This is a genomic window from Stenotrophomonas sp. Br8 (assembly GCF_014763005.1).
GTDB classification, from domain to species: domain Bacteria; phylum Pseudomonadota; class Gammaproteobacteria; order Xanthomonadales; family Xanthomonadaceae; genus Stenotrophomonas; species Stenotrophomonas lactitubi.
Genome location: NZ_JACGTN010000019.1, coordinates 103,510 through 128,219, shown reverse-complemented (window position 1 = coordinate 128,219; position 24,710 = coordinate 103,510). Strand labels below are relative to the sequence as shown.

General features: G+C 66.3%; 24 protein-coding genes and 1 tRNA gene. 5 read left to right on the top strand and 20 right to left on the bottom strand.

Going from position 1 to position 24,710, the window contains the following annotated elements:
• Positions 1-492: 492 nt before the first annotated feature.
• From H3005_RS17215 to H3005_RS17205, 3 genes are all read right to left on the bottom strand, one after another.
• Positions 493-1,380: a LysR family transcriptional regulator gene (locus tag H3005_RS17215; protein ID WP_191078643.1), complete on the bottom strand. Its 888-nt coding sequence runs from the start codon at positions 1,378-1,380 to the stop codon at positions 493-495.
• A 39-nt stretch (positions 1,381-1,419) separates the two neighbouring features.
• Positions 1,420-2,301: an SDR family oxidoreductase gene (locus H3005_RS17210; protein ID WP_100554055.1), complete on the bottom strand. Its 882-nt coding sequence runs from the start codon at positions 2,299-2,301 to the stop codon at positions 1,420-1,422.
• Between the two features lie 96 nt (positions 2,302-2,397).
• Positions 2,398-3,261 carry a DMT family transporter gene (locus H3005_RS17205; protein WP_100551712.1) on the bottom strand — a complete coding sequence of 288 codons (864 nt, stop codon included), beginning with the start codon at positions 3,259-3,261 and terminating at the stop codon, positions 2,398-2,400.
• 133 nt (positions 3,262-3,394) lie between these two features.
• On the opposite strand from H3005_RS17205, the gene H3005_RS17200 reads away from it, so the two are divergent.
• Positions 3,395-4,774, top strand: coding sequence for a PLP-dependent aminotransferase family protein (locus H3005_RS17200; protein WP_191078642.1), 1,380 nt, complete (start codon positions 3,395-3,397; stop codon positions 4,772-4,774).
• A gap of 23 nt (positions 4,775-4,797) precedes the next feature.
• On the opposite strand, the gene H3005_RS17195 is transcribed toward H3005_RS17200, so the two are convergent.
• Positions 4,798-5,265 (bottom strand): macro domain-containing protein, encoded by a 468-nt coding sequence (locus H3005_RS17195; protein WP_100551710.1) that lies wholly within the window; start codon positions 5,263-5,265, stop codon positions 4,798-4,800.
• Positions 5,266-5,402: 137 nt separating this feature from the next.
• Between H3005_RS17195 and H3005_RS17190 the strand changes: the two genes are divergently transcribed.
• The gene (locus H3005_RS17190; RefSeq protein WP_191078641.1) at positions 5,403-6,089 is read left to right on the top strand and encodes a class I SAM-dependent methyltransferase; all 687 of its coding nucleotides are present in this window, start codon (positions 5,403-5,405) and stop codon (positions 6,087-6,089) included.
• Positions 6,090-6,104: 15 nt separating this feature from the next.
• On the opposite strand, the gene smqnr is transcribed toward H3005_RS17190, so the two are convergent.
• The gene (gene smqnr, locus H3005_RS17185; RefSeq protein WP_100551708.1) at positions 6,105-6,752 is read right to left on the bottom strand and encodes a SmQnr family pentapeptide repeat protein; all 648 of its coding nucleotides are present in this window, start codon (positions 6,750-6,752) and stop codon (positions 6,105-6,107) included.
• Positions 6,753-6,926: 174 nt separating this feature from the next.
• Here smqnr and H3005_RS17180 point away from each other — a divergent pair, with 174 nt between their 5' ends.
• Both H3005_RS17180 and H3005_RS17175 read left to right on the top strand, forming a co-directional pair.
• Entirely contained in the window at positions 6,927-7,700 is a 774-nt protein-coding gene (locus tag H3005_RS17180; protein WP_100551707.1) for a DeoR/GlpR family DNA-binding transcription regulator, read from the top strand.
• An 11-nt stretch (positions 7,701-7,711) separates the two neighbouring features.
• A complete protein-coding gene (locus H3005_RS17175) occupies positions 7,712-8,845 on the top strand; it encodes an MFS transporter (protein ID WP_191078640.1) in 1,134 nt (377 codons plus the stop codon).
• An 85-nt stretch (positions 8,846-8,930) separates the two neighbouring features.
• On the opposite strand, the gene H3005_RS17170 is transcribed toward H3005_RS17175, so the two are convergent.
• The 5 genes from H3005_RS17170 to H3005_RS17150 form a co-directional block, all read right to left on the bottom strand.
• Complete coding sequence (locus H3005_RS17170) at positions 8,931-10,139, bottom strand: ricin-type beta-trefoil lectin domain protein (protein WP_223880304.1); 1,209 nt, start codon at positions 10,137-10,139, stop codon at positions 8,931-8,933.
• A gap of 242 nt (positions 10,140-10,381) precedes the next feature.
• Positions 10,382-11,887 carry a PepSY-associated TM helix domain-containing protein gene (locus H3005_RS17165; RefSeq protein ID WP_191078639.1) on the bottom strand — a complete coding sequence of 502 codons (1,506 nt, stop codon included), beginning with the start codon at positions 11,885-11,887 and terminating at the stop codon, positions 10,382-10,384.
• Between the two features lie 11 nt (positions 11,888-11,898).
• A complete protein-coding gene (locus H3005_RS17160; protein ID WP_191078638.1) occupies positions 11,899-14,037 on the bottom strand; it encodes a TonB-dependent receptor in 2,139 nt (712 codons plus the stop codon).
• Positions 14,038-14,166: 129 nt separating this feature from the next.
• Positions 14,167-14,553: a DUF2946 family protein gene (locus H3005_RS17155; RefSeq protein WP_100551702.1), complete on the bottom strand. Its 387-nt coding sequence runs from the start codon at positions 14,551-14,553 to the stop codon at positions 14,167-14,169.
• Between the two features lie 207 nt (positions 14,554-14,760).
• Positions 14,761-15,141, bottom strand: coding sequence for a tautomerase family protein (locus tag H3005_RS17150; RefSeq protein WP_100551701.1), 381 nt, complete (start codon positions 15,139-15,141; stop codon positions 14,761-14,763).
• Positions 15,142-15,707: 566 nt separating this feature from the next.
• On the opposite strand from H3005_RS17150, the gene H3005_RS17145 reads away from it, so the two are divergent.
• Positions 15,708-16,136, top strand: coding sequence for a hypothetical protein (locus tag H3005_RS17145; RefSeq protein ID WP_100551700.1), 429 nt, complete (start codon positions 15,708-15,710; stop codon positions 16,134-16,136).
• 54 nt (positions 16,137-16,190) lie between these two features.
• Here the strand turns inward: H3005_RS17145 and H3005_RS17140 are convergent.
• The 10 genes from H3005_RS17140 to fabD form a co-directional block, all read right to left on the bottom strand.
• Positions 16,191-16,265 (bottom strand) — tRNA-Val (locus tag H3005_RS17140).
• 134 nt (positions 16,266-16,399) lie between these two features.
• On the bottom strand, positions 16,400-16,753 hold the full coding sequence (locus H3005_RS17135; RefSeq protein ID WP_025874071.1) for a PilZ domain-containing protein: 354 nt from the start codon (positions 16,751-16,753) through the stop codon (positions 16,400-16,402).
• Positions 16,750-17,706, bottom strand: a complete 957-nt coding sequence (locus H3005_RS17130; RefSeq protein ID WP_099819206.1) for a DNA polymerase III subunit delta' — start codon at positions 17,704-17,706, stop codon at positions 16,750-16,752. The genes H3005_RS17135 and H3005_RS17130 overlap by 4 nt, the downstream gene beginning before the upstream one ends.
• Complete coding sequence (tmk, locus tag H3005_RS17125) at positions 17,703-18,368, bottom strand: dTMP kinase (RefSeq protein WP_191078637.1); 666 nt, start codon at positions 18,366-18,368, stop codon at positions 17,703-17,705. The genes H3005_RS17130 and tmk overlap by 4 nt, the downstream gene beginning before the upstream one ends.
• Positions 18,365-19,426, bottom strand: coding sequence for an endolytic transglycosylase MltG (gene mltG / locus H3005_RS17120; RefSeq protein WP_100551699.1), 1,062 nt, complete (start codon positions 19,424-19,426; stop codon positions 18,365-18,367). The genes tmk and mltG overlap by 4 nt, the downstream gene beginning before the upstream one ends.
• Positions 19,427-19,650: 224 nt before the next feature.
• Positions 19,651-21,015 carry an aminodeoxychorismate synthase component I gene (locus tag H3005_RS17115; RefSeq protein ID WP_191078647.1) on the bottom strand — a complete coding sequence of 455 codons (1,365 nt, stop codon included), beginning with the start codon at positions 21,013-21,015 and terminating at the stop codon, positions 19,651-19,653.
• A 92-nt stretch (positions 21,016-21,107) separates the two neighbouring features.
• Positions 21,108-22,370 carry a beta-ketoacyl-ACP synthase II gene (gene fabF / locus H3005_RS17110; RefSeq protein WP_100551697.1) on the bottom strand — a complete coding sequence of 421 codons (1,263 nt, stop codon included), beginning with the start codon at positions 22,368-22,370 and terminating at the stop codon, positions 21,108-21,110.
• Positions 22,371-22,515: 145 nt separating this feature from the next.
• Positions 22,516-22,755 carry an acyl carrier protein gene (gene acpP, locus H3005_RS17105; RefSeq protein ID WP_025874077.1) on the bottom strand — a complete coding sequence of 80 codons (240 nt, stop codon included), beginning with the start codon at positions 22,753-22,755 and terminating at the stop codon, positions 22,516-22,518.
• Positions 22,756-22,908: 153 nt separating this feature from the next.
• Positions 22,909-23,652: a 3-oxoacyl-ACP reductase FabG gene (fabG, locus tag H3005_RS17100; RefSeq protein ID WP_059063244.1), complete on the bottom strand. Its 744-nt coding sequence runs from the start codon at positions 23,650-23,652 to the stop codon at positions 22,909-22,911.
• An 82-nt stretch (positions 23,653-23,734) separates the two neighbouring features.
• On the bottom strand, positions 23,735-24,679 hold the full coding sequence (gene fabD, locus H3005_RS17095; RefSeq protein ID WP_089239160.1) for an ACP S-malonyltransferase: 945 nt from the start codon (positions 24,677-24,679) through the stop codon (positions 23,735-23,737).
• Between the last annotated feature and the right edge of the window lie 31 nt (positions 24,680-24,710).

The following is a 24,710-nucleotide window of genomic DNA, read 5'->3' as shown; positions in this document are numbered from 1 at the left end:
CCCCAAGGCACGCGGTTCCCTGGTTACCCCGGACAGATGCACCGCCCGCCGCCGCTCCCCATGCACGACGCGCATTGCCACCCCCGAGGCAAGCGCGATCAACGCATTCGTGGCTGACCACGAACAGGCGGCGGGCGATGCGGGTTGGCGTACCGGACAACTTTGGGACTGACCGGCGGATCATGGTGATCCCCACACATCGCCCACCACGGACAGCGGGTCACGTGACCGGAAGGCGCCATCCGTGCGCCTGCCGATCACGTGCCAGAGTTGATTGTGGGACGCCAATCCCAGCCGGCCGATGATGGCCGACGGCGATATGCTGGTCGTTGTCGCCGAGGCGGTATGTAGGAGTTGCCCGCGCCTGTGCATCAGGCTTGCGGCAGGCGCGATTCCCAGGGTCAGAACTGCAGGCCGGATCACATTCCAGAGGCATGCACGACGCAGACAACTGCTCTACCCGTGCATGCAGCACGGAAGCTCAACGGGCAATCACGACACTACCGGTTGCGCTGCCATCGCCAGGAAATTCTGCAGCACCGGCGTCGGCGATTCCGGGCGCATGCAGAATTGCAGCTCGAACGCAGCATTGCCACCGCCCAGTGGCCGGTAGACGATTTCTTCGGGACGGAACCCGCTCATGCTTGCCGGCACGATCGCCACACCTGCTTCCACGGCCACCAGCGACAGCACCGCGTGCATGCCCTGCGCTTCCTGCACGACCCGTGGCGTGAAGCCGGCAGCGGTACACAGGCTCAGTACCTGTGCATGGAAGCCGACACCTTCGGCAGATGGCCATGAAACGAAGGGCTCGTCCATCAGGTCTGCAACATCCAGCCGTTGCTGTGCCACCAGCCGATGCGCGCGCGGCAGGGCAATGGCCAGTCGATCATGGTCGAACGCCCGTAGATGCAATTCTGCGGAAATGATCGGCGGAATCAGGATACCCAGGTCGATGCGCCCTTCGCGCAGCCACTGTTGCTGCTGCCGCGAGGTGGCTTCGTGCAGATGCAGCTGCACCTGCGCAAACGCGTGGCGGAACTGGCGGATCAGCGCCGGCAGGCGCCCATAGAGTGCGCTGCCGACGTAGCCTACGCGCAGACTGCCGGTCTGCCCTGCCGCCGATTCGCGCGTGCGCTGCAACGCCTGTTCGGCCTGTTGCAGCGTCGCGCGCGCTTCCACCAGCAGCGTCTGCCCCGCTGCGGTCAGGCCCAGCGTACGGTTGCCGCGCACGATCAATCCCGTGCCCACTTCGTCTTCCAGGCGCCGCATCGCCGCCGTCAACGGCGGCTGCGACATGTGCAGGCGTGCAGCGGCGCGATGGAAGTGCAGTTCTTCGGCCACCGCCACGAACTGACGGAGCAGGCGCAGATCGATCATTTCATCGCAGGCAGGTGGAGACCCGCCTAGGGTACGCGCTCAGCCGCGCGCGTCGACACTCGGCCGTGCAATGACCGGCCACTGCAGGGCCACCGATTCGATGCTGTCGGCGGCCACCGCGCGCAGGTCGCGTGGATAGTCCACGTGCTCTGCTTCCTGCAACCGCAGTGCATGGAACTGGCCGTTGCTGGCACGCAGAATCCAGCCACCCTGCCGGCAGCGCGTGGAAACCAGGAACGCCACCCCGGTGGCCACGGCATCGGGATGCAGTTCATCCGGCTCTCCGTCGATGCCCCACATGCGGGTCTTGGCCACCGGCGATACCGCGTTGACCACGATGCCATGTTCGGCGCCTTCCAGGGCCAGCACATTGACCAGCCCCTGCGCGGCCAGCTTGGCCATCGCGTAGCCGCACAGGCCGCGCTGCGCATACTGCGGGTACAGCGCGCGATCGGAGGTGGTCAGCACGATGCGTCCGCCGCCGGCAGCGCGCATCGCGGGCCATGCCGCCTGCGCCAGCCACAGCGGTGTCTTCGCGGCCAGGCACAACATCTGCTCCAGCGCATCGTCCTCCACCGCTTCGATACCGGCATAGGCCACCCAGCCGGCGTTGTGGATGATGAAGTCCAGGCGACCGTGGCGCTGCAGGATGTCCTGCACCAGCGCATGGCAACCACTGCGCTCGTTGATGGGGCCGCTGGCGGCCTCGACCGGCAGGCCCTGGCTGCCCAGCGCCGCCACCGCCGTGGCGATGCGCTGCGGATCGGCGCCCGTGCCGTCCGTTGCGGCGCCCACGTCATGCATCACCACATGCGCGCCACGTTGCGCCAGCAGGCGGCTGTAGGCCAGACCCAGGCCACCGGCGGCACCGGTCACCAGGCCCACCTGGCCTTCGAACGAGATACTGGAATTGGGTTTCATACAGCCAGCATCGGCGAGCGCCATCCTCCTCGGCCAATACTGTTTGCACGACCGCGCGATACACCAACGGTATCGCGAGACGATGGGGCTGGGCTGTCAGCGGCTGAAGCGACGGGCACCGGCTACGCAGATCACCGCCGCTACGGTCACCAGCAGCATGCCCGCGCTGACGGTCTCGTGCAGCAGCATCGCCGCCAGCGCCAGGCCGAAGAACGGCTGCAGCAGCTGCAGCTGGCCAACCGCGGCGATGCCACCCTGGGCCAGACCGCGATACCAGAACAGGAACCCGATCAGCATGCTGAACACCGCCACATACCCCAGCGCCCACCAGGCCGAGGCAGCGACCGCCGTGAACGAGACCGGGCGCATCGCCACCATCAGCGGCAGCATCACCGGCAGTGCCAACAGCAGTGCCCAGCTGATCACCTGCCAACCGCCCAGATGCCGGGCCAGGCGGCCGCCCTCGGCGTAGCCGAGCCCGCAGACCACGATCGCCGCCAGCATCAGCAGGTCGGCCTGCAGCGAGGCCTCGATGCCGTTGCGTGCGGCGTAGCCGACCACGCAGGCGCTGCCCAGCAGCGAGAACACCCAGAATGCCGGGCGTGGCCGGTCACCGCCGCGCAGGACGCCGAATACTGCTGTGCTCAGTGGCAGCAGTCCCAGGAACACGATGGTGTGGGCTGACGTTGCATGGCGCAGGGCCAACGCGGTCAGCAGGGGAAAGCCCACCACCACGCCCAAGCTGACCAGCACCAGGCCGGGCAGATCGCTTCTGAGCGGGCGCGGCTGCCGCAATGCCAGCAGCAGTACCAGCCCCAGCAACGCGGCAATGCTGGCGCGCGCGGCAGTAACGAAGCTGGCGTCCAGTTCCATTACCGCCAGACGGGTGGCCGGCAAGGAGCCGGCGAAGATCACTACACCGATGAAGCCATTGATCCACCCGCTTGCCGACCGTTCCACACCCTGCTCCAGAAGTACCGGGCGACAGCCGGCTGTGCCCGTCATTGAGCCACCGGGCGCCGGCGATACACAGCTACAATCCAGTACAGTCACAAGTAACTGTACTGCTCACAATTCCCCTACAGTCGCCCTCATGACCCGACCACCCAGCCGCATCGACAGCGTCATCCACGCCGTCCGCTCACGCATCAGCTCGCGCCTGGATGGCCCGGGCAGCCGCCTGCCCTCGGTGCGCGCGCAGGCGGCGGCGATGGGCGTTTCCGTGTCCACCGTGGTCGAGGCCTACGAACGATTGGCCGCCGAGGGCGTGATCGCCGCGCGCGCCGGCTCCGGCTTCTATGTGACTGGCCCGGCAGCACCGCTGGCGCTGGCCGAGATGGAACCGCGCCTTGATCGCGCGGTGGACCCGTTGTGGGTATCGCGGCAATCACTGGAAACCCCACCCGGCCACCTCAAGCCCGGCTGCGGCTGGATGCCCAGCGACTGGCTGTACCACGATGGCCTGCGCCGTGGCCTGCGCCGCATGGCCCGCGCCGACGCCGCACACCTGGTTGACTACGCCGGGCCACTCGGCCTGCCGGCACTGCGGCAGACGCTGCAGCGACGCGCGGCCACGCTGGGCATCGAAGCGTCGATGGAGCAGCTGCTGCTGGCCGAATCGGGAACGCATGCGGTCGACCTGATCTGCCGCTTCCTGCTGAAGCCCGGCGACTGCGTGCTGGTCGATGATCCGAGCTACTTCAACTACCACGCACTGTTGAAGGCGCATCAGGTGCAGGCCATCGGCGTGCCCTACACGCACACCGGCCCGGATCTGGAAGTGTTCGCCAGCGCATTGCAGGAACATGCGCCGCGCCTGTACATCACCAATTCCGGACTGCACAACCCGACCGGCGCGGTGCTGTCGGCGACCACGGCCCATCGCCTGCTGGGCCTGGCCGAACGCAGCGAACTGATCATCATCGAGGATGACATCTTCGCCGACTTCGAGCTGCGTCCGGCGCCGCGGCTGGCAGCGCTGGATGGATTGTCGCGGGTAATCCATGTCGGCAGTTTCTCCAAGACCATCTCCGCGGCATCGCGCTGCGGCTACATCGCCGCGCGCCCGGACTGGATCGAGGCACTGACCGATCTGAAGCTGGCCACCAGCTTCGGCGGCGGGCACCTGGCCGCACACCTGATGCAGATCGCGCTGACCGACAGCGGCTACCGCCGGCACATGCAGGCGGTGCGCACGCGCCTGGCCGATGCGCGCAAGCACACCCTGCGGCAGGTGCAGAAGCTGGGCATCACGCCATGGCTGCAACCGGAAGCAGGGCTGTTCCTGTGGTGCCAGCTGCCCGATGGCCGCGATGCATCGGCCGTGGCACGGCAGTGCCTGCGCGAAGGCGTGGTGGTGGCGCCCGGCAATGCCTTCAGCCAGTCGCAGCTCGCTGCCGACTACGTGCGCTTCAATGTGTCGCAGTGCCGGGACCCGAAGATCTGGCAGGTGCTTGGGAAGGCGTTGGACTAGCGCCTCAACCGGGGCATCCGCAGTCACGCCGCCAGCGGCACACCTTCGACAAACGTCTCGCAAACTCGCAGGCGAATCGGCGTCGCAGCACCGAACGCCTCGAGGAGCGCGCGAACCCGCGGCCACTCGAGCCCCCCCAACCCGGCACCGATACTCGGCAGCGCAATCTCGGGTACCTCGCGTACCTCGGCTTCGCGCAGCATCTCCGACAGCGCTCGCTCTACCGCACTGAACTCAGCCTTCGTGCGCCAGCTGAGCTGTGTGCCCAGATTGAACACAGTGACAGCCCCCTCCTCCCATACAAAGACATCTCCCGGGGCGAATTCACCAGCCATGCAAAGGCGTCGGTAGGCTTCATACATCGCCGGCCAGTGCTGACGGAACGCCACCGCGATGCCCTTGCCCATTGCCCCTGCGCAGTTGCATCCGTGGGCGTAGCTGCTCAACCCCGGTGTAGCGAAGATGTCGCCGGTTTCGAAACTGACGGGCATGCGTGTGATCCTCTGCTGCGGATGCAATAGTGTCCAGCCCAGGTGTCTCAACTCCTGAGACCAGAATGGTATGCGAAGCACTTGATACGCCACGCCGCAAGCACCATGACCTCGGAATCTACCCGCCAGGAATGAGCATGCCTTCCTTCTCCGATCCCCACGCCGTCGCCCGCTATGCCGACGGTCCGCTGCGGCAGGTGCCGGGTTTCCTCGGACTGCAGCAGATGACCCACCTGCTGCTGGCCGAACATGTGCCCGACGATGGCCAGGTGCTGGTGCTCGGCGCAGGTGGCGGCCTGGAGCTCAAGGCCTTCGCCGAAGCGCACCCGCAGTGGCAGATGCTCGGTATCGATCCGGCCGCGCCAATGCTCGCGCTGGCCGAACAGACCCTGGGGCCATTGATGGCGCAGGTCACGCTGCTGGAAGGCTACATCGACGATGCCCCGCGCACCGTCTTCGACGGCGCCACCTGCCTGCTCACCCTGCATTTCCTCACCGTTGAGCAACGACTGCACACCCTGCGCGAACTGCGGCAACGGCTGCGTGCGGGTGCGCCGCTGGTGGTCGCCCACCACAGCGTGCCGCAGGACGCGGCCGGCAAGCATCGCTGGCTGCAGCGCTATGCTGCGTTCGGCGAGGCCTCCGGCATTCCACGTGCCGATGCGCAGCGCGCAGCCGCCGCGATCGCCGAGCGTCTACCGCTGTTGTCGCCCGAGCAGGAAGTGGCGCTGCTGCAGGAGGCTGGCTTCGACAACGTGGAACTGTTCTACGCCGGCTTCAGCTTCAAGGGCTGGGTGGCCCATGCGCCGACCGCGCCGGCATAGCGCCGCCACGCACGCTCAAGGCACCACGGTGATGCCGATCCGCTGCATCAGCAGCGCCACCTGCTGCACATCCAGCGTGGCGCCACGCAGGTTGGTGCTGCGCACGTCCAGCTCACCCAGTTCGGAGTTGGTCAGGTCGCAATCGGTGAAGTTGGCCGTGTTCCAGTCGATGCCATCGAACTGGCCACCGGACAGGTCCGACCCTGCAAAACTGGCACCGCTGACGTTGGCCCCTTCCCAGCGGTTTTCCCACAGCTCGCACTTCTCCAGCGTCACCCGCGAGAAGTTGGCATAGCGCAGGTTGGTCTTCTTGATGAAGGCGCTGCAGAACCAGCTGCGCGTGGTGATCTGGTTCATGAAACTGGCGTTGCTGAAATCGGCGCCCTGCGCGCGGCACTCGCTGATTTCCAGCCCCAGCGCCTTGATGAAGTTGAAGTTGCACATGCTGATGTCGCACTGGCGGAAGCTGGCTTCTTTCAACGTGGCACCACTGAAACGGCACCCGGTGCGCGTGTCGGCGTCGTAGAAACCGCAGTTCACGAACTCGGTGGCGGTGAGGTCCGCGCCGGAGAAATCGCACTCGTGGAACTGCTGGTCGACCACCTTCTGGCCGGTGAACTGATCGGCGCCGATGCGCAGCTTGTGATGAACGGTGGAGGACATGCAGGGTTCCGTGCCGGGTGCCTCGCCATGATGCCGCGCGGGAAAGGGAATGAGCAGCGCCAGCGCCCGCGCGATTCACCATCGCTGCAGTTGGAGTGTGTACAGCCCGTCTCGCCAACTTCTGGCCGGGCACTCGATGTTGCACGGTCATGCACGTTTATGCACAATTGAAGCATGAACTCCGACCCCGCCCTCCCCGCCGAACGTACCCAGCTGATCCTGCAGGAGCTGCGCCAGCAGGGGCGCGTAGTGGCCGCCGAACTGGCCCGCCGCTATGGCATATCCGAAGATTCGATCCGCCGCGATCTGCGTGAACTGGCCGCCCAGGGCCTGTGCCAGCGCGTCTATGGTGGCGCGGTGCTGCCGGCCCCGAAGGCGGTACCGCTGCGCGAACGGATGACCCAGGACCGCACCGGCAAGGATGAGCTGGCCGCCCGTGTCTGCACGTTGCTGCAGCCCGGCCAGGTCCTGCTGATCGATGCCGGCTCGACCAACCTGGCCATCGCCCAGCAGCTGCCGGGTGCGCTGGGGCTGACGGTGATCACCAACGCGCCACAGATCGCCACCGCCGCGGCGTGGCAGGACGGCACCACCGTGCAGCTGATCGGTGGGCGCCTGGCCGCAGGCGGCGGCGCGGTCGGTGCCGAGGCGCTGGCCCAGGTGCAGCACCTGCGGGCGGATGTCTTTCTGCCCGGCCCCTGCGCCGTCGACGTCGATACCGGCGTGTGGGCAATGGACGCCGAGGAAGCCACGCTCAAGCGCGCGATGGTCGCCTGCAGCAGCCGCATCATCGTCGCCGCCACCACCGAAAAACTGGGCGCACGCGGCAACTGGCAGATCGCCGGCCTGGACGACATCGACGATCTGGTACTGACCACCTCGGCACCACCTGCGCTGGCCGCCCGTTTCCGTGCCGCCGGTATCGCCGTACATCCGACACCTCCCTGACCGTACCGCCCATGTCCCTCGCCAACCGACCGCGTGCCGAACAGCACGCGACCCGCGCTGCATTCTTCATTCCCGGCTTCGCTACTGCGCTGTGGGCCACGCTGGTGCCCTTCGCCAAGGCGCGCACCGACATCAACGACGCCACGCTGGGTCTGGTGCTGCTCTGCCTGGGCGCCGGCTCGCTACTGGCCATGCCGTTGTCGGGCCTGTTCGCCGCACGGCTGGGCTGCCGCCGGGTGATGGTCGCCACCACGCTGATCATCTGCGCAACGGTACCCGGCCTGGCGCTGGCCGAGTCGGTGTGGATGCTGGGCCTGGTGCTGTTCGTCTTCGGTGCCGGCGTGGGTGCGATGGACTGCACCATGAACGTACAGGCCGTGGTGGTGGAACGCGAAGCGCAGCGGGTGATGATGTCCGGCTTCCACGCGTTCTTCAGCATCGGTGGATTCCTCGGCGCGGCGACGATGACCCTGTTGCTGAGCGCGCGCATGGCGCCGATCTCGGCGGTGCTGCTCGGCGTATTGATGATGGGTGTGGTCGCACTGCTGTCGGCGCGCTACTGGCGTGGCGAGCGCGTCGCACACGATGCACCGCTGCTGGCGTGGCCGCGCGGCATCGTCATGTTCATCGGCGTGCTTGCCTTCATCGCGTTCCTGGCGGAAGGCGCGATGCTGGACTGGAGTGCGGTGTTCCTCACCGACATCCGCCAGGTCGATGCCAGCCATGCCGGCATCGGCTACGTCACCTTCACCCTGACCATGACCGTGGCGCGCCTGTTCGGCGACCGCCTGGTGGAGCGCATCGGCCGGCAGAAGGCCATCGTGGCCGGTGCGCTGCTGGCCTGCGCCGGCGTGCTGGTGCTCACCCTGGTCACGCCGTGGCAGGCGTCACTGGGCGGCTACGTGCTGGTCGGGCTGGGCTGCGCCAACATCGCACCGGCGCTGTTCTCGCTGGCTGGCAGCCAGAACCGGATGCCGCAGGCGATCGCCATCACTGCGGTCTCCACGCTTGGATTTGCAGGCATTCTTGCCGGCCCGGCGCTGATCGGCTTCGCCGCCAATCACTTCGGCCTCATCGCCGCCTTCGTCGGCGTGGCGATGGCGCTGCTGCTGGTGGCGGTGTCGACGCGGTGGCTGCGGATGTAAACCTGCATGGCAGGCGGTTGACCTGTCCCTGCAAAGAACCGTGCGCGCGAAGGCGCACGGTTCCACACTGCATCGGGCCGAAAAGTCAGTAGGAGGAGAATTCCCAGCGCTGATTCTCTGTGCCCTGGCACATCCACATGTGCACCTTCGAGCCATTGGTGTTACCCATGCCCGGGTCATCCAGGCACATGTTGGTCTGCGGGTTGCGGATCTCGCCTACCAGCCGCCAGGACTGGTGCGCGCCACCATTGCAGGACCACATGCGGATCGGATTCCCGTCATGGCTCGCACCGTCAGCCGCTTCCAGGCATTTGCCGCCCAGCCCACGGATAGACCCGTCCGCGCCCAGTTCGAAGCGCTGCTGCGGCACGCCCGTGCAATCCCACAACTGCACGCGGGTGCCATCCGCGGAATTCGCACCCTCAACATCCAGGCACTTGCCACCGACACCGACAATCGAGCCGTTGGCGGGATTGAACTCCCACTTTTGGTTGCTGGTCAGCGCATTGCTGTACAGCTGGATCTTGGTGCCGTTGGCGCTTGACGCACCGGTAGCATCCAGCACCTTGTTGGCCACACCGACGATGGACGTGTTGGTGAACTTCCACGATTGGTTCCAGTCACCATGCGCGTCGTAGAGCTGGATCCGGCTTCCGTTGCTGGTGCCATAGCCCACGATATCGAGCACGCGATTGCTGGGCACCCCCGTGATGGTCGAGGTATTGGGCTTCACCGTCCAAAGCTGCTGTGCGGTGCCCGGCGTGCAATCCCACACCTGGATGGCGGTGCCCGGCGCGGTGTTGGCGCCCTCGGCATCCAGGCACTTGTTGCCCATGCCGCGGATCTCACCAAAGGTGGGAATGTTGCGCAGGTTGACCGGCGCCGACACAGACCCTTGCGAGAACTGACCATCGCCACTGAACGTCGCGGTGATCGATGCGGTAGTGAAACCTGCCGGAACGGTGTAGTTGATCGCGACCTTGGCCGGTCGGCCGTAGGCGTACTTGTGCGTGCAGACCTGGACGTCACGGATGGCAGCCCAGCACCCCTTGTCCAGGTCGGAAACCGTACCGAGGAACGGCGTGTTGACCGTACTGACCTGCACCTTGCCCACCGCCTGGCCATTGACCTTGAACTCGACCGTCCCACCGATCTGATCGTTGCCCGGAATGTGATACAGCCCCAGCGCCTGGCCATCGACCTGCGCGGAAAGCTGGATAACCTGTCCCGGCGCCGGAAGTGCGTTGGAAACAGAGGCAGTTGTGGTGGTCGGGAAGTTGTACAGACGCGGCAACGATTTGGCCTGTGCGCCTGAAGACGCAGCTGCAATTCCAATTGCGAGAACACCCATCGAAACGTAATTCATCCTTGCTCCATCTACGTTGTGTGGAAATCCTATCCAGGGACTACCATCGAAGCACTGCAAGCATTGAGCCCCTGCACTTTCCTGGCCGCAGACATCGGCTACGGACCGCAGCCCCTCGTTGCCCAGGAACTCCGGATAGTCTCACAGCCTTCCACCCAGAGGTATTGGCGTTACCGTTTCCGCCGCGAGAATGTCATCCGCAACCGCCGATAGCCGATCACCGTGGCCGTCGCGCACAGCGCGGTACCTGCCAGGCTGAGCAACAGCAGCACGACCAAGCGGCTGTTCGGCTGTCGCAGCAGCGCGGGTAGATCCCAGCTGTGCAGGAAGGAAAACAGCCAGCGACCTGCGCGCTCGCGCTTGCCCATCGTCAACAGCGGATCGCCGGTGGCCAGGTCCACATAGACGCGGGTTGCCTCAGCATCATCGAAGTCAGCCATCGCCACCGGAAAGCGACGTACCGCGGCGCCATTCATCACCTCTGCAGCGCGCGGATAGAAGTAAGCATCGGGCGTCTGCAGAATGGTGAACTCACGCAGGCGCGCATCGGACATCGCCGCTACCCTGCCCTGCAGCCAGTCTGCACCGAATGCAGTGGATACCTGCAGTGCGCCGCCACGCTCCGTGACCACCCGTGAATCGGCGTTGCCGTCCAGCGCCACAGCGAACAGTTCACCGCCGATGCGTCGCCACTGGATCTCGACCGGCACGAACTGCGGCGTGTGCACTGCAGCCAGTACCGCAGCCGGCTGTGCGATGACGCCTGCATCCGCCCGAACCTCACCCTGATAGCGCGCAGCGTTGAGCGAGGCGCGTGAGCTGCTGAAAACACCCAGCGGATTCATCGACATCAGGCCACTGAAGATCCAGGTGAACACGAATGCGCTCGCCATCAACCCGATCAGGTGATGCCAGCGCATCCACGGTTCCTGGTACGGCGTCTTCGACCCTGAGCGGTAGTGCCCGCGAAACCGCCAGCGCCAGATGCCGACCACGATTCCGCTGATCGCGGCCACCGTGCACAGCGCCGACAGCACGATCACCGTCCAGGTCCACACCGGGTCCACCGACTGCATGCGCAGGAAGTACAGCCAGTGCAGCCACGCGCCCACATAGTTCCACCGCTGCTGCAGGCGCGGTGCATCCAGCACCACTTCGCCGGTACGCGAGGACACGTAGACATCACCAGGCTGTGCGCCACCCACGCCGACGCGGTACAGCGGCCGATGCGGATCAAGGCCGCGCGAATGCGTCCAGCGATCCTCGTCCAGCGGCATGGCACCAACGAAAGCCGGCCCACCGGCGAACTGCGCGGCGGAGACTTCGGCCAGCTGCGCCGATACCGGCGGCAATGCCTGCCCGGTAAGCGCCGACCATGCGCCCATGTTCGCCCCGGAGCGCACCACGTAGGCGGGCTCGCCACGCAGCGTCGTCAACACGATCCGCTCAGGCTCCTGTCGCACGGCGTCCGGCAGCACGGAAAGTGCCTGCCAGCCGCGCGCATCAACCAGTGTGGGCAGCGCGGCCAAGCGTTCTCCCGGCGTCAGCTTCGGGTAACCGATGAACAGCATCACCATGCCGCTGACAAACCACAGCAACATCAGCAGGCACCCACCGATGCCCAGCCAACGGTGCACCAGGTAGGTCCAGCGCTTGGCAGTGGATCGCAGCGACATGGCGGCCATCCTCAGAAGCGATGGTCGAAGGTGAATTCGATGCGCCGGTCCGCGCCCAGCAGCCACTGCGTACTGGTGTAGTACGCGGTGGCGTAGTACGCCTTGTCGAACACGTTGAACACGCGCGCGGTCACCCGTGTACGTGGCGCTGCCTGCCAGGTCAGGGCCAGGTCGGTGGTGGTGTAGCCCGGCAGCTGCAGCGTGTTGGCGTTGTCGGCATAGCGCTTGCCCACGTAGCGCACGCCACTGGCCACGCTCCAGTCGGGCAGGAACTGCCAGCTCAACCAGGCGTTGGCCAGGCGCTCGGCAACGTTCGGTGGCACGTTGCCATCACGCGAGACAGTCACCGCCGGCGTGCCGGTGGCTTCCAGGAAATCCTCGAACTCGGCCTTGAGTACGGTCGCGTTGGCATCCAGCGACCACTGCGGCGCGAAGGCCCAGTTCAACGAGGCTTCGATTCCCTTTGAGGTCTGTGCACCCACCTGCACGCGACGGTCCGGTTGCAGCGGGTCACGGCTGAGCAGCCCGGTCTTGCGGATGCGATAGGCTGCCAGCGTCCACTCGCCCCCATCGAAGGCCTGCTTCATGCCGATCTCGATCTGCTTGCCCTTGGCCAGATCGAACACGCCGTTGGCCGGACTGATCATCAACAGCCCACTGACCGGGTCCGCCGCCTGCGAGTACTGCGCATAGAGGGTCATCGACGGTTGTACCGCGAACACCGTGCCCGCGCGCCAGCCGGTGCTGTTGTAGGTCTTCGAGAACGCCCGCTGGCCGCTGACCAGGTCGTTGCGATCGATCGTGGCGCGATCGTGACGCACGCCAGCAAGCACCGACCAACGCTCGCTCAGTTCCAGCCGGTCTTCCACGAACAGTGCGACCTGCTCGGCGCTGTTGCGGTAGCGCGGCAGGTTGGGTGCATCGCTGACGAACCCGCCGGGCACCGGGTTGAAGGGATCCACCGGTCCCGAGCTGCCCGCATAGGTGTTGTTGGTGTGCTTGAAATGCGCACGGTTGGCATCGAAGCCAACGGCGAAACTGTTGGGCAGTCCGCCCGCATTCCCCAGCAGGCGCAGCGTGGAGGTCAGCCCTGTCTGGTCCTGGTTGTGGGTGATCTGGGTGTTGCCGGAGCGGTCGATCAGGCCGGTGCGCTCGTTGGAGACATAGGCCTCGGCGTTGCGCCAATCGCGCTGGCTGTCGATCTGGTAGACGCGCGTGCGCCACTCCACGTTCTCGTTCGGCGTCCACAGCGCATCAAGCTGGGTCCAGCGGTCGCGGAAACGAATCACGCTGTCGGCCACGTTGTAGTTCTCGTGGCGCAGTGCATCCAGCTGCCGCCCATCGATCAACGGCGTACCGAAGTAGCGCATCGGCTTCTGGTAGCCCTGCGCATGGGTCAGCGTGAACTGCAGATCCGCCCGTGGCTGCCACAGCAACGCACCGGAAAACGTGGCATCGCCGTTGTGGCCGCGGTCGACCCACCCGCTGCTGTAGTTGCCGCTGACGTCCACGCGGTAAGCCAGCGCCGGCGTGAGCGCACCGCCACTGCCGAATCCGAGTCGCGCGGTGTCTTCGCTGCCCAGGGTGACGCTTACCTCGTTCTCGATGGCACCGCGCGAAGGCTTCTTCGGCACGATGTTGACCACGCCGCCGATGGCGCCATCACCATGGATGACCGAGGCCGGCCCACGCAGCACTTCGATGCGCTCGATGGACCAGGTATCGAACGGAAAGGTGATGCCCACACCGCCGTACTGGCGCAGGCCGTCGTACAGGCGCATCACCGAGGCGCCATCGGTAAAGCCACGGCTGGACAGCGCACTCAGGCCGTTGCCCGGATGGGGAAGTGCACTGATCGCGCCGGCGCGGGTGATCGCGTCGTTGAGATTGGAATCACCGCGCTGCTCCAACTGCTCGCGCGAAATCACGGTCAGGCTGGCCGGGGTCTGCAGCACGCTCAGGCCGAGGGCCGAGCCGGTGCTGGCGGTGGAGGACAGCGCACCGCTGCGGGTATCCACCACGCGGACGGTATCCAGGGTGGTCGGTGGTGCCGCGTCGGCAGCAAGGGCAGAAGCGGAGTGCAGCAGCAGCGCACAAGCGACAGACAGCGCCGCCCGACGCAGGCGCACGGAGTTGGGGTTTGTTTTCATTGTTTCACGGCATGCAAGGCCACCCCGCAGTCGCAGGGAAGCTCAAGGAGTTCGGGAAACGCGCACGCAGTAGTGCCAGGCCATGCCTGGCAGCTCGGGAGAATCAATCCAAGGGCGCACGCGCAGGGCTCAAGCGGCCAGCAGTACCGGTGGCCCACGCGCTCCCAACGTGCCGCTGATCCGCTGCGGCAACGTCTGCACCGCACCACGCAGCGCGCGGCACACCGGTGCCAGCGGCATCATCAACAGCAGCGCCGCCACCAGCAGGGTGATCAGTCGTGCGGCAATCAGGCAGTAGTCGCAGTCCACGCCCATCTCGTGGTCGGCGTGTGGATCGGCCGGCGGCTTCGGTGCGGCTTCGCCATGCTGCATTGCCATCGCGTGGTGGTCGTGGTGCCCTTCCATCGCGTGCTGTGCGTGCAGGGTGTGGTCCATGACCGCCACCGGTGCAGCAACAGCAACGTGCGCATCTGCCAGCCAGCGGCTCACCAGCGGGGCAAGCAGCACCAGCAGCATGGCAAGCCATGCCAGGGTCTGGAACCGGCGGTGGAGAGCAGAGCGGCGCACGCGGCCATTCTACGGGCCCAGGGCCAACCCTGGACCGCGTTCAGGGTTTACCTGCTGCGACACTGTGACGCAGGGCTCTGGCACCGACAACATCGATGAACACGTCTTCGCGACGGATCCAGTAGATCCACGCCATGCGTGGATGCGCTTCGCGCATCAACTCACGTACTGCGCCTGGCCGTTACCGAACGACCAGTTCTCCTTCTTCACTTCCACCAGATTGATGAACACATCCTCGCGGCGGATACCCACTGCCGCATGCAGGCCATCGGCAATGCCCAGGTACAACGCCTTTTTCTGCTCCAGCGTGCGCCCTTCGTTCCAGGTGATCTGGATGCAGATGAAGTCATCGCTGCGGGCGATGCCGAGGTAACCCGGGTCGAACACGAGCGTGCCGCCGTCGTGCTCCTGGAAGATCTGGAAGCGATCGTTTTCCGGCACGCCGACCGCGCGCATGGCCTGGTAGATCGCCTCGCCGACACGCTGGCGGTACTCCACGGTTTTACCTTTGCGAAGATCGATGCGGGCGAGCGGCATGGTGGCATTCCAAGGATGGGAGGGGCACAACAATGGGCCGAGATTACGCCCGCCAAGGGCGCCGGAACAGCGCATGGATGGAACCCTCTGCCTCCATCCGTGACATGTTCCCGCAAGCACCGCGCGAGGTGACGCGATCGCCATGGTGGCGTTCCTGCGGAGTCGTCATATGCACGCCCGGCAGGGGCGGCGATTTGTGCCATCAGTGACGGGCTGCACAGCGGGCTGGTGCTCGACGGCACAGAACAGAAAACGCTTGGCCTGCTTAGGGGTAGTTGAGAACTTTCCTTGCAGACCGACGTGATTGTTCGACTTGATGATCGCCGGGCCGAGGCAAGTTGCCTTGGCCGGGATTGGCGTCTCGAAAAAGCAAACCTGACGGATTGGTTGCGCAGCAGTGCGTAGCCGCAAGAATGCACCGACGGCCCTCAATGGCGGGCGGTGCGTGGGGATCACTCGATCCGCCGGGTGTTTTCTCACTCCGTTGTGTTTGCCCCGGTACGCCAACCCGCACCGTCCGCCACCTTCACTACGGAAGGTGGTCCTACGCCAGTGAGGGTTCCGCCATGACCAACAAAACCGTCCTCCATCCTCGCCTGCTTGCCTTGATCGGCGACATCGCCAGCGACGTGCCTGAAGACCTCGCGCGCGAGATCGAGTGCGCACTGAAGGAGCAGCAGATCCCGTCATCGCAGCCGATGTTCTTCACCTTCCTTGATGCGGTACGCAAGGGAGATGGCGAAGACGGCCAGCCGTGCACCACGCAGACACTCAACGCGCAGACCATTGCCTCCCTCGGCCGTTCACTGTCCGCACTGAACACCATGCTCGATCTTCTGCACGCGGCAGAGCACACGCGCGTGGTCGGCGGCACCGACGAGCAGATCGGCGACTTCCATCGAAACGGTCTGCTGCTGGCCGCACGCCAGATCGCGCGTGCCGCGCAGACCGGCCTCGGCGATGCGATCACAGCCGGGGGAAAGGAGCCCGGTTGAATCACGGGCAACAAAAAAGCCCCCATCGCTGGAGGCTTCTTTCGTTCTGCAACATGGTGGGCGGTACAGGGATCGAACCTGTGACCCTTGCCGTGTGAAGGCAATGCTCTACCGCTGAGCTAACCGCCCGGTGTGTTGCTGAGCCGCTCATTATAGGGCGGTTTTTCAGGGCGTCAACACCTTTTCACATCGTGTTTCCCGGCCCATTTCCCCGAATCAGCCAGGCATGGCCTGGCTCTACCGGGAGGGGCAATCCGCCCACATCACATCGTATGCGTCGGCTTGTCCGAACCGGTCAGGCCGGCCAGGATCGTCTCGATCTTGTGCCGCACCGTCTCGCCTTCCTGGCCGTCCGCCAGCTGCACGCCGATGCCGGCCGTGCGGTTGCCCTGCGCGCCGGCCGGGGTCACCCAGATCACCTTGCCAGCCACCGGCAGGCGCTCGCTGGAATCAGGCAGGGTCAGCAGCAGGAATACTTCATCGCCCAGGAAGTAACGCTTGGGCGTGGGCACGAAGATGCCGCCATTCTTCACGAACGGCATGTACGCGCTGTACAGCGCGGCCTTGTCCTTCACGGCCAAGGACAGGATGCCCTGGCGGGCGTTGCTGGCACTCATCGATTTCCCCTTGCGGCAGGCCGCTCGTTCACCTTGTTCCAGGCCAGCAGCAACTCGACCACCGCAAGGTCTGCGCGCACGGTGGTGCGCAGCAGGTCGCGGGTGCGGTTGGCCGCATCGAACCAGGCTGCAAGCTTGTGCAATCGCTCCGGCGTGGTCAAGGCATCGGTGCTGGCCTGCGCCAGCGCCAGGTCGGCGGCGAAGCGCAGGCGCAGCGCCGCGTTGTCATCGGCGCACCACTTCTGCGCCAGTTCCACCGCACCGGTCTTGCCAGCGGCCAACTGTTCCAGCTCGCGGCCGACGTCGCGACGCAGGCTCAAGCCATCTTCGCGCAGCCAGTTATCGGCCTGCCCAGGATGGCCGCGTGCTGCATCCAGCGCCTCGCGCGCGGCCGCCTCGCTGTGGCCCTGCTGCTGCAGCCAGGCCAGCGCTTCCTCGCGCGGCGGCAGCTTGAATTCCAGGCGCTGGCAGCGGCTGCGCACGGTCTGCGGCAGGCGCGCCGGGTCACTGCTGATCAACCACAGGTAGCGTCCGGGCTGCGGTTCTTCCAGAGTCTTCAGCAACGCATTGGCGGCCGAACGGTTGATGGCATCAGCCGGGTCGACGATCACCACCTGCGCCACGCCGTACTGCGGGGTCAGCGCCAGCTTGTTGGTGATCTCGCGCACCTGCTCGATCACGATCTCGGTGCGCAGCTTGTCGCCGCTCTTGTTCGGAATGAAGCTGATCAGCTGCAGGTCGGGATGCGTGCCGGCGGCAATCAGCTGCCGGGTGCGGGTGGCGTGCGCAGCATCGCCGCGTGCCAGCACATGGTCGGCCAGCGCGAGCGCCACTTCACGCTTGCCCAGCCCGGCCGGGCCGCAGATCAGCAGGCCGTGGCCCAGCCGATCAGCATCCAACGCGGCCACGGTCTGGTCGAACGCGCGCTGCTGCCAAGGCGAAAACGTACTCATGCGCCCTCCCCTTGCTGCAGCCAGCGCTCGACACACGCAACCACATCAGCAGCCACCCGCTCCTGCACCTGGCCGGCATCGACCAGCGCGAAGCGCTGCGGGTCCTGCTGTGCGCGGCTGCGGAACACCTCGCGCACGCGCTGGAAGAAATCGTCCTGCTCGCTTTCGATGCGGTCCGGCCACAGATCGCGGCCGTTGGCACGCGCGCGGCCAACGGCCACGTCCACGTCCAGCAGCAGGGTCAAACCGGGCAGCAGGCCGACGGCGCGGCGCTCGAGGTCTGCGATCCACTGCGGGTCCAGGCCGCGGCCACCGCCCTGGTAGGCGTAGCTGGAATCGGTGAAGCGATCACTGAGCACGTAGGCGCCGCGCTGCAGCGCCGGCTGGATCACCTGGCGCACATGCTGCGCACGTGCGGCGAACACCAGCAGCAGTTCGGCCTCGGCACTGAGCGGCTCAGCAGCGATCTCGGCATCGGGCTTCAGCACCAGCCCGCGGATGCGCTCGGCCAGCGGCGTACCACCGGGTTCGCGGGTCAGCACGACCTCATGGCCGTGGCGGCGCAGGCACTCGCGGATGGCGTTGATGGCCGTGGTCTTGCCCGCGCCTTCGCCGCCTTCCAGGCTGACGAAACGGGGATGGCGAAGCAGCGCGGAACTCATTGCGCCGGGGTCTCCTTGGTGCGTTGCTGGCGCAGCTGCTGCAGGTAGCGGGCTACGGCGGCGTTGTGTTTGTCCAGGCTGGGCGAGAACACGTGTGCGCCGCTGCCATCGCCCACGGCGACGAAGTACAGCGCATCGCCCGGTGCCGGTTGCGCAGCGGCCATCAGCGCATCGCGGCTGGGCATGGCGATCGGGGTCGGGGTCAGGCCAGACCGGGTGTAGGTGTTGTAGGGCGTATCGGTGGTCAGGTCGCGGCGGCGGATGTTGCCGTCATACGCCGCACCGATGCCGTAGATCACGGTCGGGTCGGTCTGCAGGCGCATGCCGATCTTCAGGCGGCGCATGAACACGCCCGCAATCTGCGGTCGCTCGCTGGCCAGCGCGGTTTCCTTTTCGATGATCGACGCCATCGTCAGCAGCTCGTACGGCGTATTGATCGGCAGATCCGGCGCGCGGCTTTCCCAGGCTTCGTCCAGCGCCTTCTCCATCGCGCCGTGGGCACGCTTGAGCACGTCCAGGTCGCTGTCGCCGCGCTGGTAGACGTAGGTCTCCGGCAGGAAGCGGCCTTCCGGATGCTGGCCGGCGAAACCGAGGCGGTCCATCAGCGCTGCGTCATCGAGGGTGTCGGTGGTGTGCAGCAGCGGATCGGCACGCTTGAGCGCGGCGCGCAGCTGGCGGATGTTCCAGCCTTCGATGATGGTGACGCGGTGCTGCAGCACCTTGCCGGCGCGCATGCGCAGCAGCAGTTCGCGCGGGGTCAGATCCCTGCTCAGTGCGTACTCGCCCACCTTCAGCTTGCCGGCGGCATCGAGCTGGCGCGCCAGCAGCTGCCACTGGGTGTCCTGGCCCTCGTCCACGCCGGCCTCGCGCAGCTTGCGCAGCACGCTGTTCATGCCATCGCCGCTGGCGATGACCACGCTGTCCGCACTGGGGGTCAGCGGCACGTCGGCAAACTGGGTCTGCTTGTAGAAGAACCACGCGCCCGCGCCGGCCACGATGGCGGCCAGCACCAGCAGCAGTGTTACCACCCACAGACACCCGCGCTTGGCTCCCGCCATGGACTACCTCTGAACTCGATTCCGTCGTGCAGGATACCGTGCCGCCGGTGTAGGGTCATGACCGAAGCCACGCGTCCGTGCCGACCAACGGTCGGCACCCACCCACCATCTCCAGTAGATCCACGCCATGCGTGGATGAACGACCATGGAAGCATCCGTGCCGACCAACGGTCGGCACCCACCAGGACCGGCAGCGCCGGGCCATGCCCGGCGGCGGCAATCGATCAACCCTGCTGCCCCAGCGCCCGCAGCAGGCCGCGGGCCTTGGCCCGGGTTTCGTCCAGTTCCTTGTCCGGGTCCGAGTCGACCACGATGCCGGCACCGGTACGGAAGCTGACCTCGTTGCCATCCACTTCGGCGGTGCGGATCAGGATGTTCAGGTCCAGGTCGCCATCGCGGTTCAGCCAGCCGAACGCACCGGTATACGCGCCGCGCGGCACCTGCTCCAGCTCGCTGATGATCTGCATGCAGCGCACCTTCGGGCAGCCGGTGATGGTGCCGCCGGGGAAGGTGGCGGCGATCACTTCGCCCGGGGTCACGTCCGCGCGCAGGTGGCCACTGACGTTGCTGACGATGTGGTGCACGTGCGCGTAGCTTTCCACGGTCATCAGCTCGTCCACCACGACCGTGCCAGGCAGGCAGATGCGGCCCAGGTCGTTGCGCTCCAGGTCGATCAGCATCACGTGCTCGGCGCGCTCCTTGGGATGGCCGACCAGTTCCTGGATGCGCGCGGCATCGTCGTCGCCCTCGAAGCGCGGGCGGGTGCCGGCGATCGGGCGGGTCTGCGCGTGGCCGCCATGCACCGATACCAGCCGTTCCGGCGACGAGCTGACCACATGCCGGCCGTGCGCACTGAACAGGCCGGCAAACGGCGCCGGATTGGCGCGCCGCAGCTGCGCGTACAGCGCCTGCGGACTGACCGGTGCTGCGAAATGCGCGCTCCAGCGCCGCGACAGGTTCACCTGGAACACATCGCCGGCACGCAGGTACTCGATCACCCGGCGCACGCCATCAGTGAAGCGCTGCGGCTCGTCTTCGCTGACCGACTGCGGCGGTTGCCAGCCCTGCCCGGCCTGCGGCAGTTCGCTGACCACCAACGCGACCAGCGTGTCCAGCAGTGCCTGCTCGCCCGCCTCGGCAATGAGGAAACTTGTGTCGGCCTGGTGGTCATGCAGCACGGCGGCCGGGCAGCGCAGGGCCAGTGCAGTCGGGTGACCGTCATCGCGCGCGCGCGCCGGCAGCACCGGCTCGACCTGGCTGGCCACTTCGTAGTCCAGCATCAGCGCCCAGCCACCGCGGAACGGCAGCGCGTGGCCGCCGTCGTGCAGCAGGCGCTGCGCGTGCCATGCGCGGTCCAGCGCCTGCAGGAAACTGCCGGGCTGCAGCGCACCGTGCTGGTCGCGCACCTGGCCATCGGCGTCCAACTGCAGGGTATCGCCCTGCGCGGCCAGCAGCAGGCTCCAGCGGCCCTGGGCGGTACCCGAGGCGGTGGACTCCATCAGCAGCGGGAAACGCGCCGGGTCGCGCTGCTGCACCGCCAGCAGGTCGATCGGGTGCGGCAGCGGGTGGATCAGCGGGGCGTGGGTCATGGCGGCCAGTTCGGGAGACGGATACACGGAAGCCGCCTTGCGGCGGCCTCGTGGTTGGCGGAGTCGAGCCTGGCTCGACGCTGCCGGTGCGATCAGACGCGCTTGAAGATCAGCGTGCCGTTGGTGCCGCCGAAGCCGAAGCCATTGGACATCACCACGTCGACCTTGGCCTGGCGTGCTTCGTTGGGCACGTAGTCCAGGTCGCAGCCTTCGCCCGGCTGCTGCAGGTTGATGGTCGGCGGAATCACGTTGTCGCGCATTGCCAGCACCGAGAAGATCGCTTCCACGCCGCCGGCAGCGCCGAGCAGGTGGCCGGTCATCGACTTGGTGGAGCTGACCATCATCTTGTAGGCGTGGTCGCCGAAGGCGGTCTTCATCGCCATGGTCTCGCCGAGGTCGCCCAGCGGGGTCGAGGTGCCATGTGCGTTGAGGTAGCCGACCTGTTCCGGGGTGACACCCGCGTCCTTCAGGGCCATGGTCATGCAGCGCGCAGCGCCCTCGCCGTTCTCGCTCGGCGCGGTCATGTGGTACGCGTCGGAGCTGGCGCCGAAACCGGCCAGCTCGCAGTAGATCTTCGCGCCACGTGCCTTGGCGTGCTCGTACTCTTCCAGGATCAGGATACCGGCGCCGTCGCCCAGCACGAAGCCGTCACGGTCCTTGTCCCACGGGCGCGAGGCCTGTTCCGGAGCGTCGTTGCGGGTGCTCATCGCCTTCATCGCGCAGAAGCCGCCCAGCGCCGTCGGCGAGGAACCGCGTTCGGCACCGCCGGCCACCATCACGTCCGCATCGCCGTACTGGATCATGCGCATGGCGGTGCCGATGGAATGGTTGGAGGTGGCGCACGCCGAGACCGCCGAGAACGACGGGCCCTTCAGGCCGCTGATGATGCTCAGCTGGCCCGGCAGCATGTTGATGATGGTCTTGGGCACGTAGAAGGGAGAGATCTTCTTCCCTTCGTGGAACTCGATGGTCTGCTCTTCGATACCGAGCAGGCCGCCGATGCCGGCGCCAACGATGGCGCCAATGCGGTCGGCGTTGGCGTCGGTGATCTCCAGGCCCGAATCATGCAGGGCCATGAAAGCGGCACCGAGGCCGTAATGGATGAACGGGTCCATCTTCTTGGCATCCTTGCCGCTGACCCGGTACTTGCCGAACAGTTCGTTGTCGGCGGTGATGTCAAAGCCTTTGACCTCACCTGCGATCTTGGTGGTGAACCGTTCCAGGTAGGCATCAGAAACGTTGGTCAGCGGACCGATGCCCGAACGACCGTGGGTGATGCCTTCCCAGCTGCTGGCCAGATCATTGCCCAACGGCGAGACCATACCCAGGCCAGTTACGACGACGCGACGCTTCATTGCTGATTCTCCTGACCCGAACGTTCTTTGCGGGTAACGCGGTTTACTTCGGTGTGGTACGCAAACACACGGGGCCGCAAACAGCGGCCCCATGGGGTGTCGTGCGCGGCGAGCTCAACGCCCGCGCGCGCACTGACGTCCTGCATCAGGCCTTGACGTGGGCCGTGATGTAGGTGATCGCAGCCTGCACGGTGCTGATCTTCTCGGCTTCTTCGTCCGGGATCTCGCACTCGAATTCTTCTTCCAGCGCCATCACCAGCTCGACGGTGTCCAGCGAGTCAGCGCCCAGGTCATCGACGAACGATGCGCTGTTGGTGACTTCTTCTTCCTTGACGCCAAGCTGTTCGATGACGATTTTCTTGACGCGTTCTTCGATGGTGCTCATGGGATATCGCTCCAGATGGAGTAGTGGTTCAAAAAGTGGTCGCCATCAAAGGCGATGGCCGTGGGATAGTGTAGTGGAAACCGGCGTGACCTTGCATTGCAGCAAAAATCCTCGCAGATCAATCACTTGCGGCGCGATCCCTGCGCCCCTTGCTTACGGCATGTACATGCCGCCGTTCACATGGAGAGTTTCGCCGGTGATGTAGCCGGCAGCCGGGCTGGCCAGGAAGGCCACCGCATGGGCGATGTCCTCCGGCGAACCCAGGCGTTCGAGGGCGATGTCGCCGATCAGCGCGGTACGCGCCTCTTCCGGCAGCGCCTTGGTCATGTCGGTGTCGATGAAGCCCGGCGCGACCACGTTGACGGTGACGCCGCGCGAGCCGATTTCCTTGGCCAGCGACTTGGAGAAACCAATGATGCCGGCCTTGGCGGCGGCGTAGTTGGCCTGGCCGGCGTTGCCGGTCACGCCCACCACCGACGCGATGTTGATGATGCGGCCCTTGCGCGCCTTCATCATCCCGCGCATGACGGCCTTGCTGGTGCGGAACACGCTGGTCAGGTTGGTGTCGATGATCGACGCCCAATCGTCTTCCTTCATGCGCATCAGCAGGTTGTCGCGGGTGATGCCGGCGTTGTTGACCAGGATCGAGATCGGGCCGAATTCCTTGGCGATGCCGTCAAGCACGGCGTCGAGCGCGGCAGCGTCGGTGACGTTCAGCGCACGGCCGTGACCGCCGTGGGCGGCCAGGCGCTCGCCGATCGCGGCAGCGCCGGACTCGGTGGTAGCGGTGCCGATGACGGTGGCGCCCTGGGCGGCCAGCAGATCGGCGATGGCGGCACCAATGCCACGGCTGGCACCGGTGACCAGTGCGATTTCACCCTGCAGGGGCTTGCTCATGATGTTTTCCTCAGGCTGGGGCGGCCGCCGCACCCGTGCCGCTTGCAGCGGCCACCGGCACGGTCGGCAGGAACAGGGGCAATCAGGCCGACCACGTCTCGCGGGCGGTTTCGAAGTCGCCCGGGGTGGCCAGGGAACGGCCGTCGATGGCCTTGTCGATGCGCTTGACCAGGCCGGTCAGCACCTTGCCCGGACCGCACTCGGCGATCTGGGTGACGCCACGCGCGGCCAGCGCCTGCACGCAGCCGGTCCACTGCACGGGCTGGTACAGCTGCTGCACCAGCGCGGTGCGGATCGCGTCCACGCCGTCGTGCACCTTGGCGTCGACGTTCTGCACCACCGGCAGCTGCGGCAGCTGCCAGGACAGGCCCGCCATCACTTCGGCCAGACGGTTGGCGGCTTCGCGCATCAGCGGGGTGTGCGAGGGCACGCTGACGGCCAGCTTGACCGCCTTGCGCACGCCCTTCTCGGCCAGCAGCGCCAGCGCACGGTCGACCGCGGCAGCGTCACCGCCGATCACGATCTGGCCCGGCGAGTTGAAGTTGGCCGGAACGACCACCTGGCTGCCGGCGGCTTCCGCGCAGACGTCCAGCACCAGCTGGTCTTCGGCGCCGAGCACGGCGGCCATCGCGCCGACACCGGCCGGAGCGGCTTCCTGCATCAGCTGGCCGCGCAGGCGCACCAGGTGCGCACCGTCGTGCAGGCTGAGGGCGCCAGCGGCGACCAGGGCGGTGTACTCGCCCAGGCTGTGGCCAGCCAGAACCGACGGACGCGGGCCACCAACGGCGTTCCAGGCGCGCCACGCGCCGATGCTGGCGGCCAGCAGGGCCGGCTGGGTGTATTCAGTACGGTTGAGCATTTCCTCCGGGCCACCCTGGGACAACGCCCACAGGTCGACGCCGGCACCATCGGATGCCTCGGTGAAGGCCTCACGCACCTGCGGGTGCAGTTCGGCCAGCTCGGCCAGCATGCCCACAGACTGCGAGCCCTGACCGGGGAAGACAAAAGCGAGGGTGGATAGGGTCACGCGGTCATCCGCTTGTTGCAATCGAAGCGGG

What these genes read in the sequence shown, in the direction of transcription:
- H3005_RS17215 (WP_191078643.1), bottom strand. Translation starts at nt 1,380, where the DNA reads ATGATCGATCTGCGCCTGCTCCGTCAGTTCGTGGCGGTGGCCGAAGAA.
- H3005_RS17210 (WP_100554055.1), bottom strand. Translation starts at nt 2,301, where the DNA reads ATGAAACCCAATTCCAGTATCTCGTTCGAAGGCCAGGTGGGCCTGGTG.
- H3005_RS17200 (WP_191078642.1), top strand. Translation starts at nt 3,395, where the DNA reads ATGACCCGACCACCCAGCCGCATCGACAGCGTCATCCACGCCGTCCGC.
- H3005_RS17195 (WP_100551710.1), bottom strand. Translation starts at nt 5,265, where the DNA reads ATGCCCGTCAGTTTCGAAACCGGCGACATCTTCGCTACACCGGGGTTG.
- H3005_RS17190 (WP_191078641.1), top strand. Translation starts at nt 5,403, where the DNA reads ATGCCTTCCTTCTCCGATCCCCACGCCGTCGCCCGCTATGCCGACGGT.
- smqnr (WP_100551708.1), bottom strand. Translation starts at nt 6,752, where the DNA reads ATGTCCTCCACCGTTCATCACAAGCTGCGCATCGGCGCCGATCAGTTC.
- H3005_RS17180 (WP_100551707.1), top strand. Translation starts at nt 6,927, where the DNA reads ATGAACTCCGACCCCGCCCTCCCCGCCGAACGTACCCAGCTGATCCTG.
- H3005_RS17175 (WP_191078640.1), top strand. Translation starts at nt 7,712, where the DNA reads ATGTCCCTCGCCAACCGACCGCGTGCCGAACAGCACGCGACCCGCGCT.
- H3005_RS17165 (WP_191078639.1), bottom strand. Translation starts at nt 11,887, where the DNA reads ATGTCGCTGCGATCCACTGCCAAGCGCTGGACCTACCTGGTGCACCGT.
- H3005_RS17160 (WP_191078638.1), bottom strand. Translation starts at nt 14,037, where the DNA reads ATGAAAACAAACCCCAACTCCGTGCGCCTGCGTCGGGCGGCGCTGTCT.
- H3005_RS17155 (WP_100551702.1), bottom strand. Translation starts at nt 14,553, where the DNA reads ATGCTGCTGGTGCTGCTTGCCCCGCTGGTGAGCCGCTGGCTGGCAGAT.
- H3005_RS17150 (WP_100551701.1), bottom strand. Translation starts at nt 15,141, where the DNA reads ATGCCGCTCGCCCGCATCGATCTTCGCAAAGGTAAAACCGTGGAGTAC.
- H3005_RS17145 (WP_100551700.1), top strand. Translation starts at nt 15,708, where the DNA reads ATGACCAACAAAACCGTCCTCCATCCTCGCCTGCTTGCCTTGATCGGC.
- H3005_RS17135 (WP_025874071.1), bottom strand. Translation starts at nt 16,753, where the DNA reads ATGAGTGCCAGCAACGCCCGCCAGGGCATCCTGTCCTTGGCCGTGAAG.
- H3005_RS17130 (WP_099819206.1), bottom strand. Translation starts at nt 17,706, where the DNA reads ATGAGTACGTTTTCGCCTTGGCAGCAGCGCGCGTTCGACCAGACCGTG.
- tmk (WP_191078637.1), bottom strand. Translation starts at nt 18,368, where the DNA reads ATGAGTTCCGCGCTGCTTCGCCATCCCCGTTTCGTCAGCCTGGAAGGC.
- mltG (WP_100551699.1), bottom strand. Translation starts at nt 19,426, where the DNA reads ATGGCGGGAGCCAAGCGCGGGTGTCTGTGGGTGGTAACACTGCTGCTG.
- H3005_RS17115 (WP_191078647.1), bottom strand. Translation starts at nt 21,015, where the DNA reads ATGACCCACGCCCCGCTGATCCACCCGCTGCCGCACCCGATCGACCTG.
- fabF (WP_100551697.1), bottom strand. Translation starts at nt 22,370, where the DNA reads ATGAAGCGTCGCGTCGTCGTAACTGGCCTGGGTATGGTCTCGCCGTTG.
- acpP (WP_025874077.1), bottom strand. Translation starts at nt 22,755, where the DNA reads ATGAGCACCATCGAAGAACGCGTCAAGAAAATCGTCATCGAACAGCTT.
- fabG (WP_059063244.1), bottom strand. Translation starts at nt 23,652, where the DNA reads ATGAGCAAGCCCCTGCAGGGTGAAATCGCACTGGTCACCGGTGCCAGC.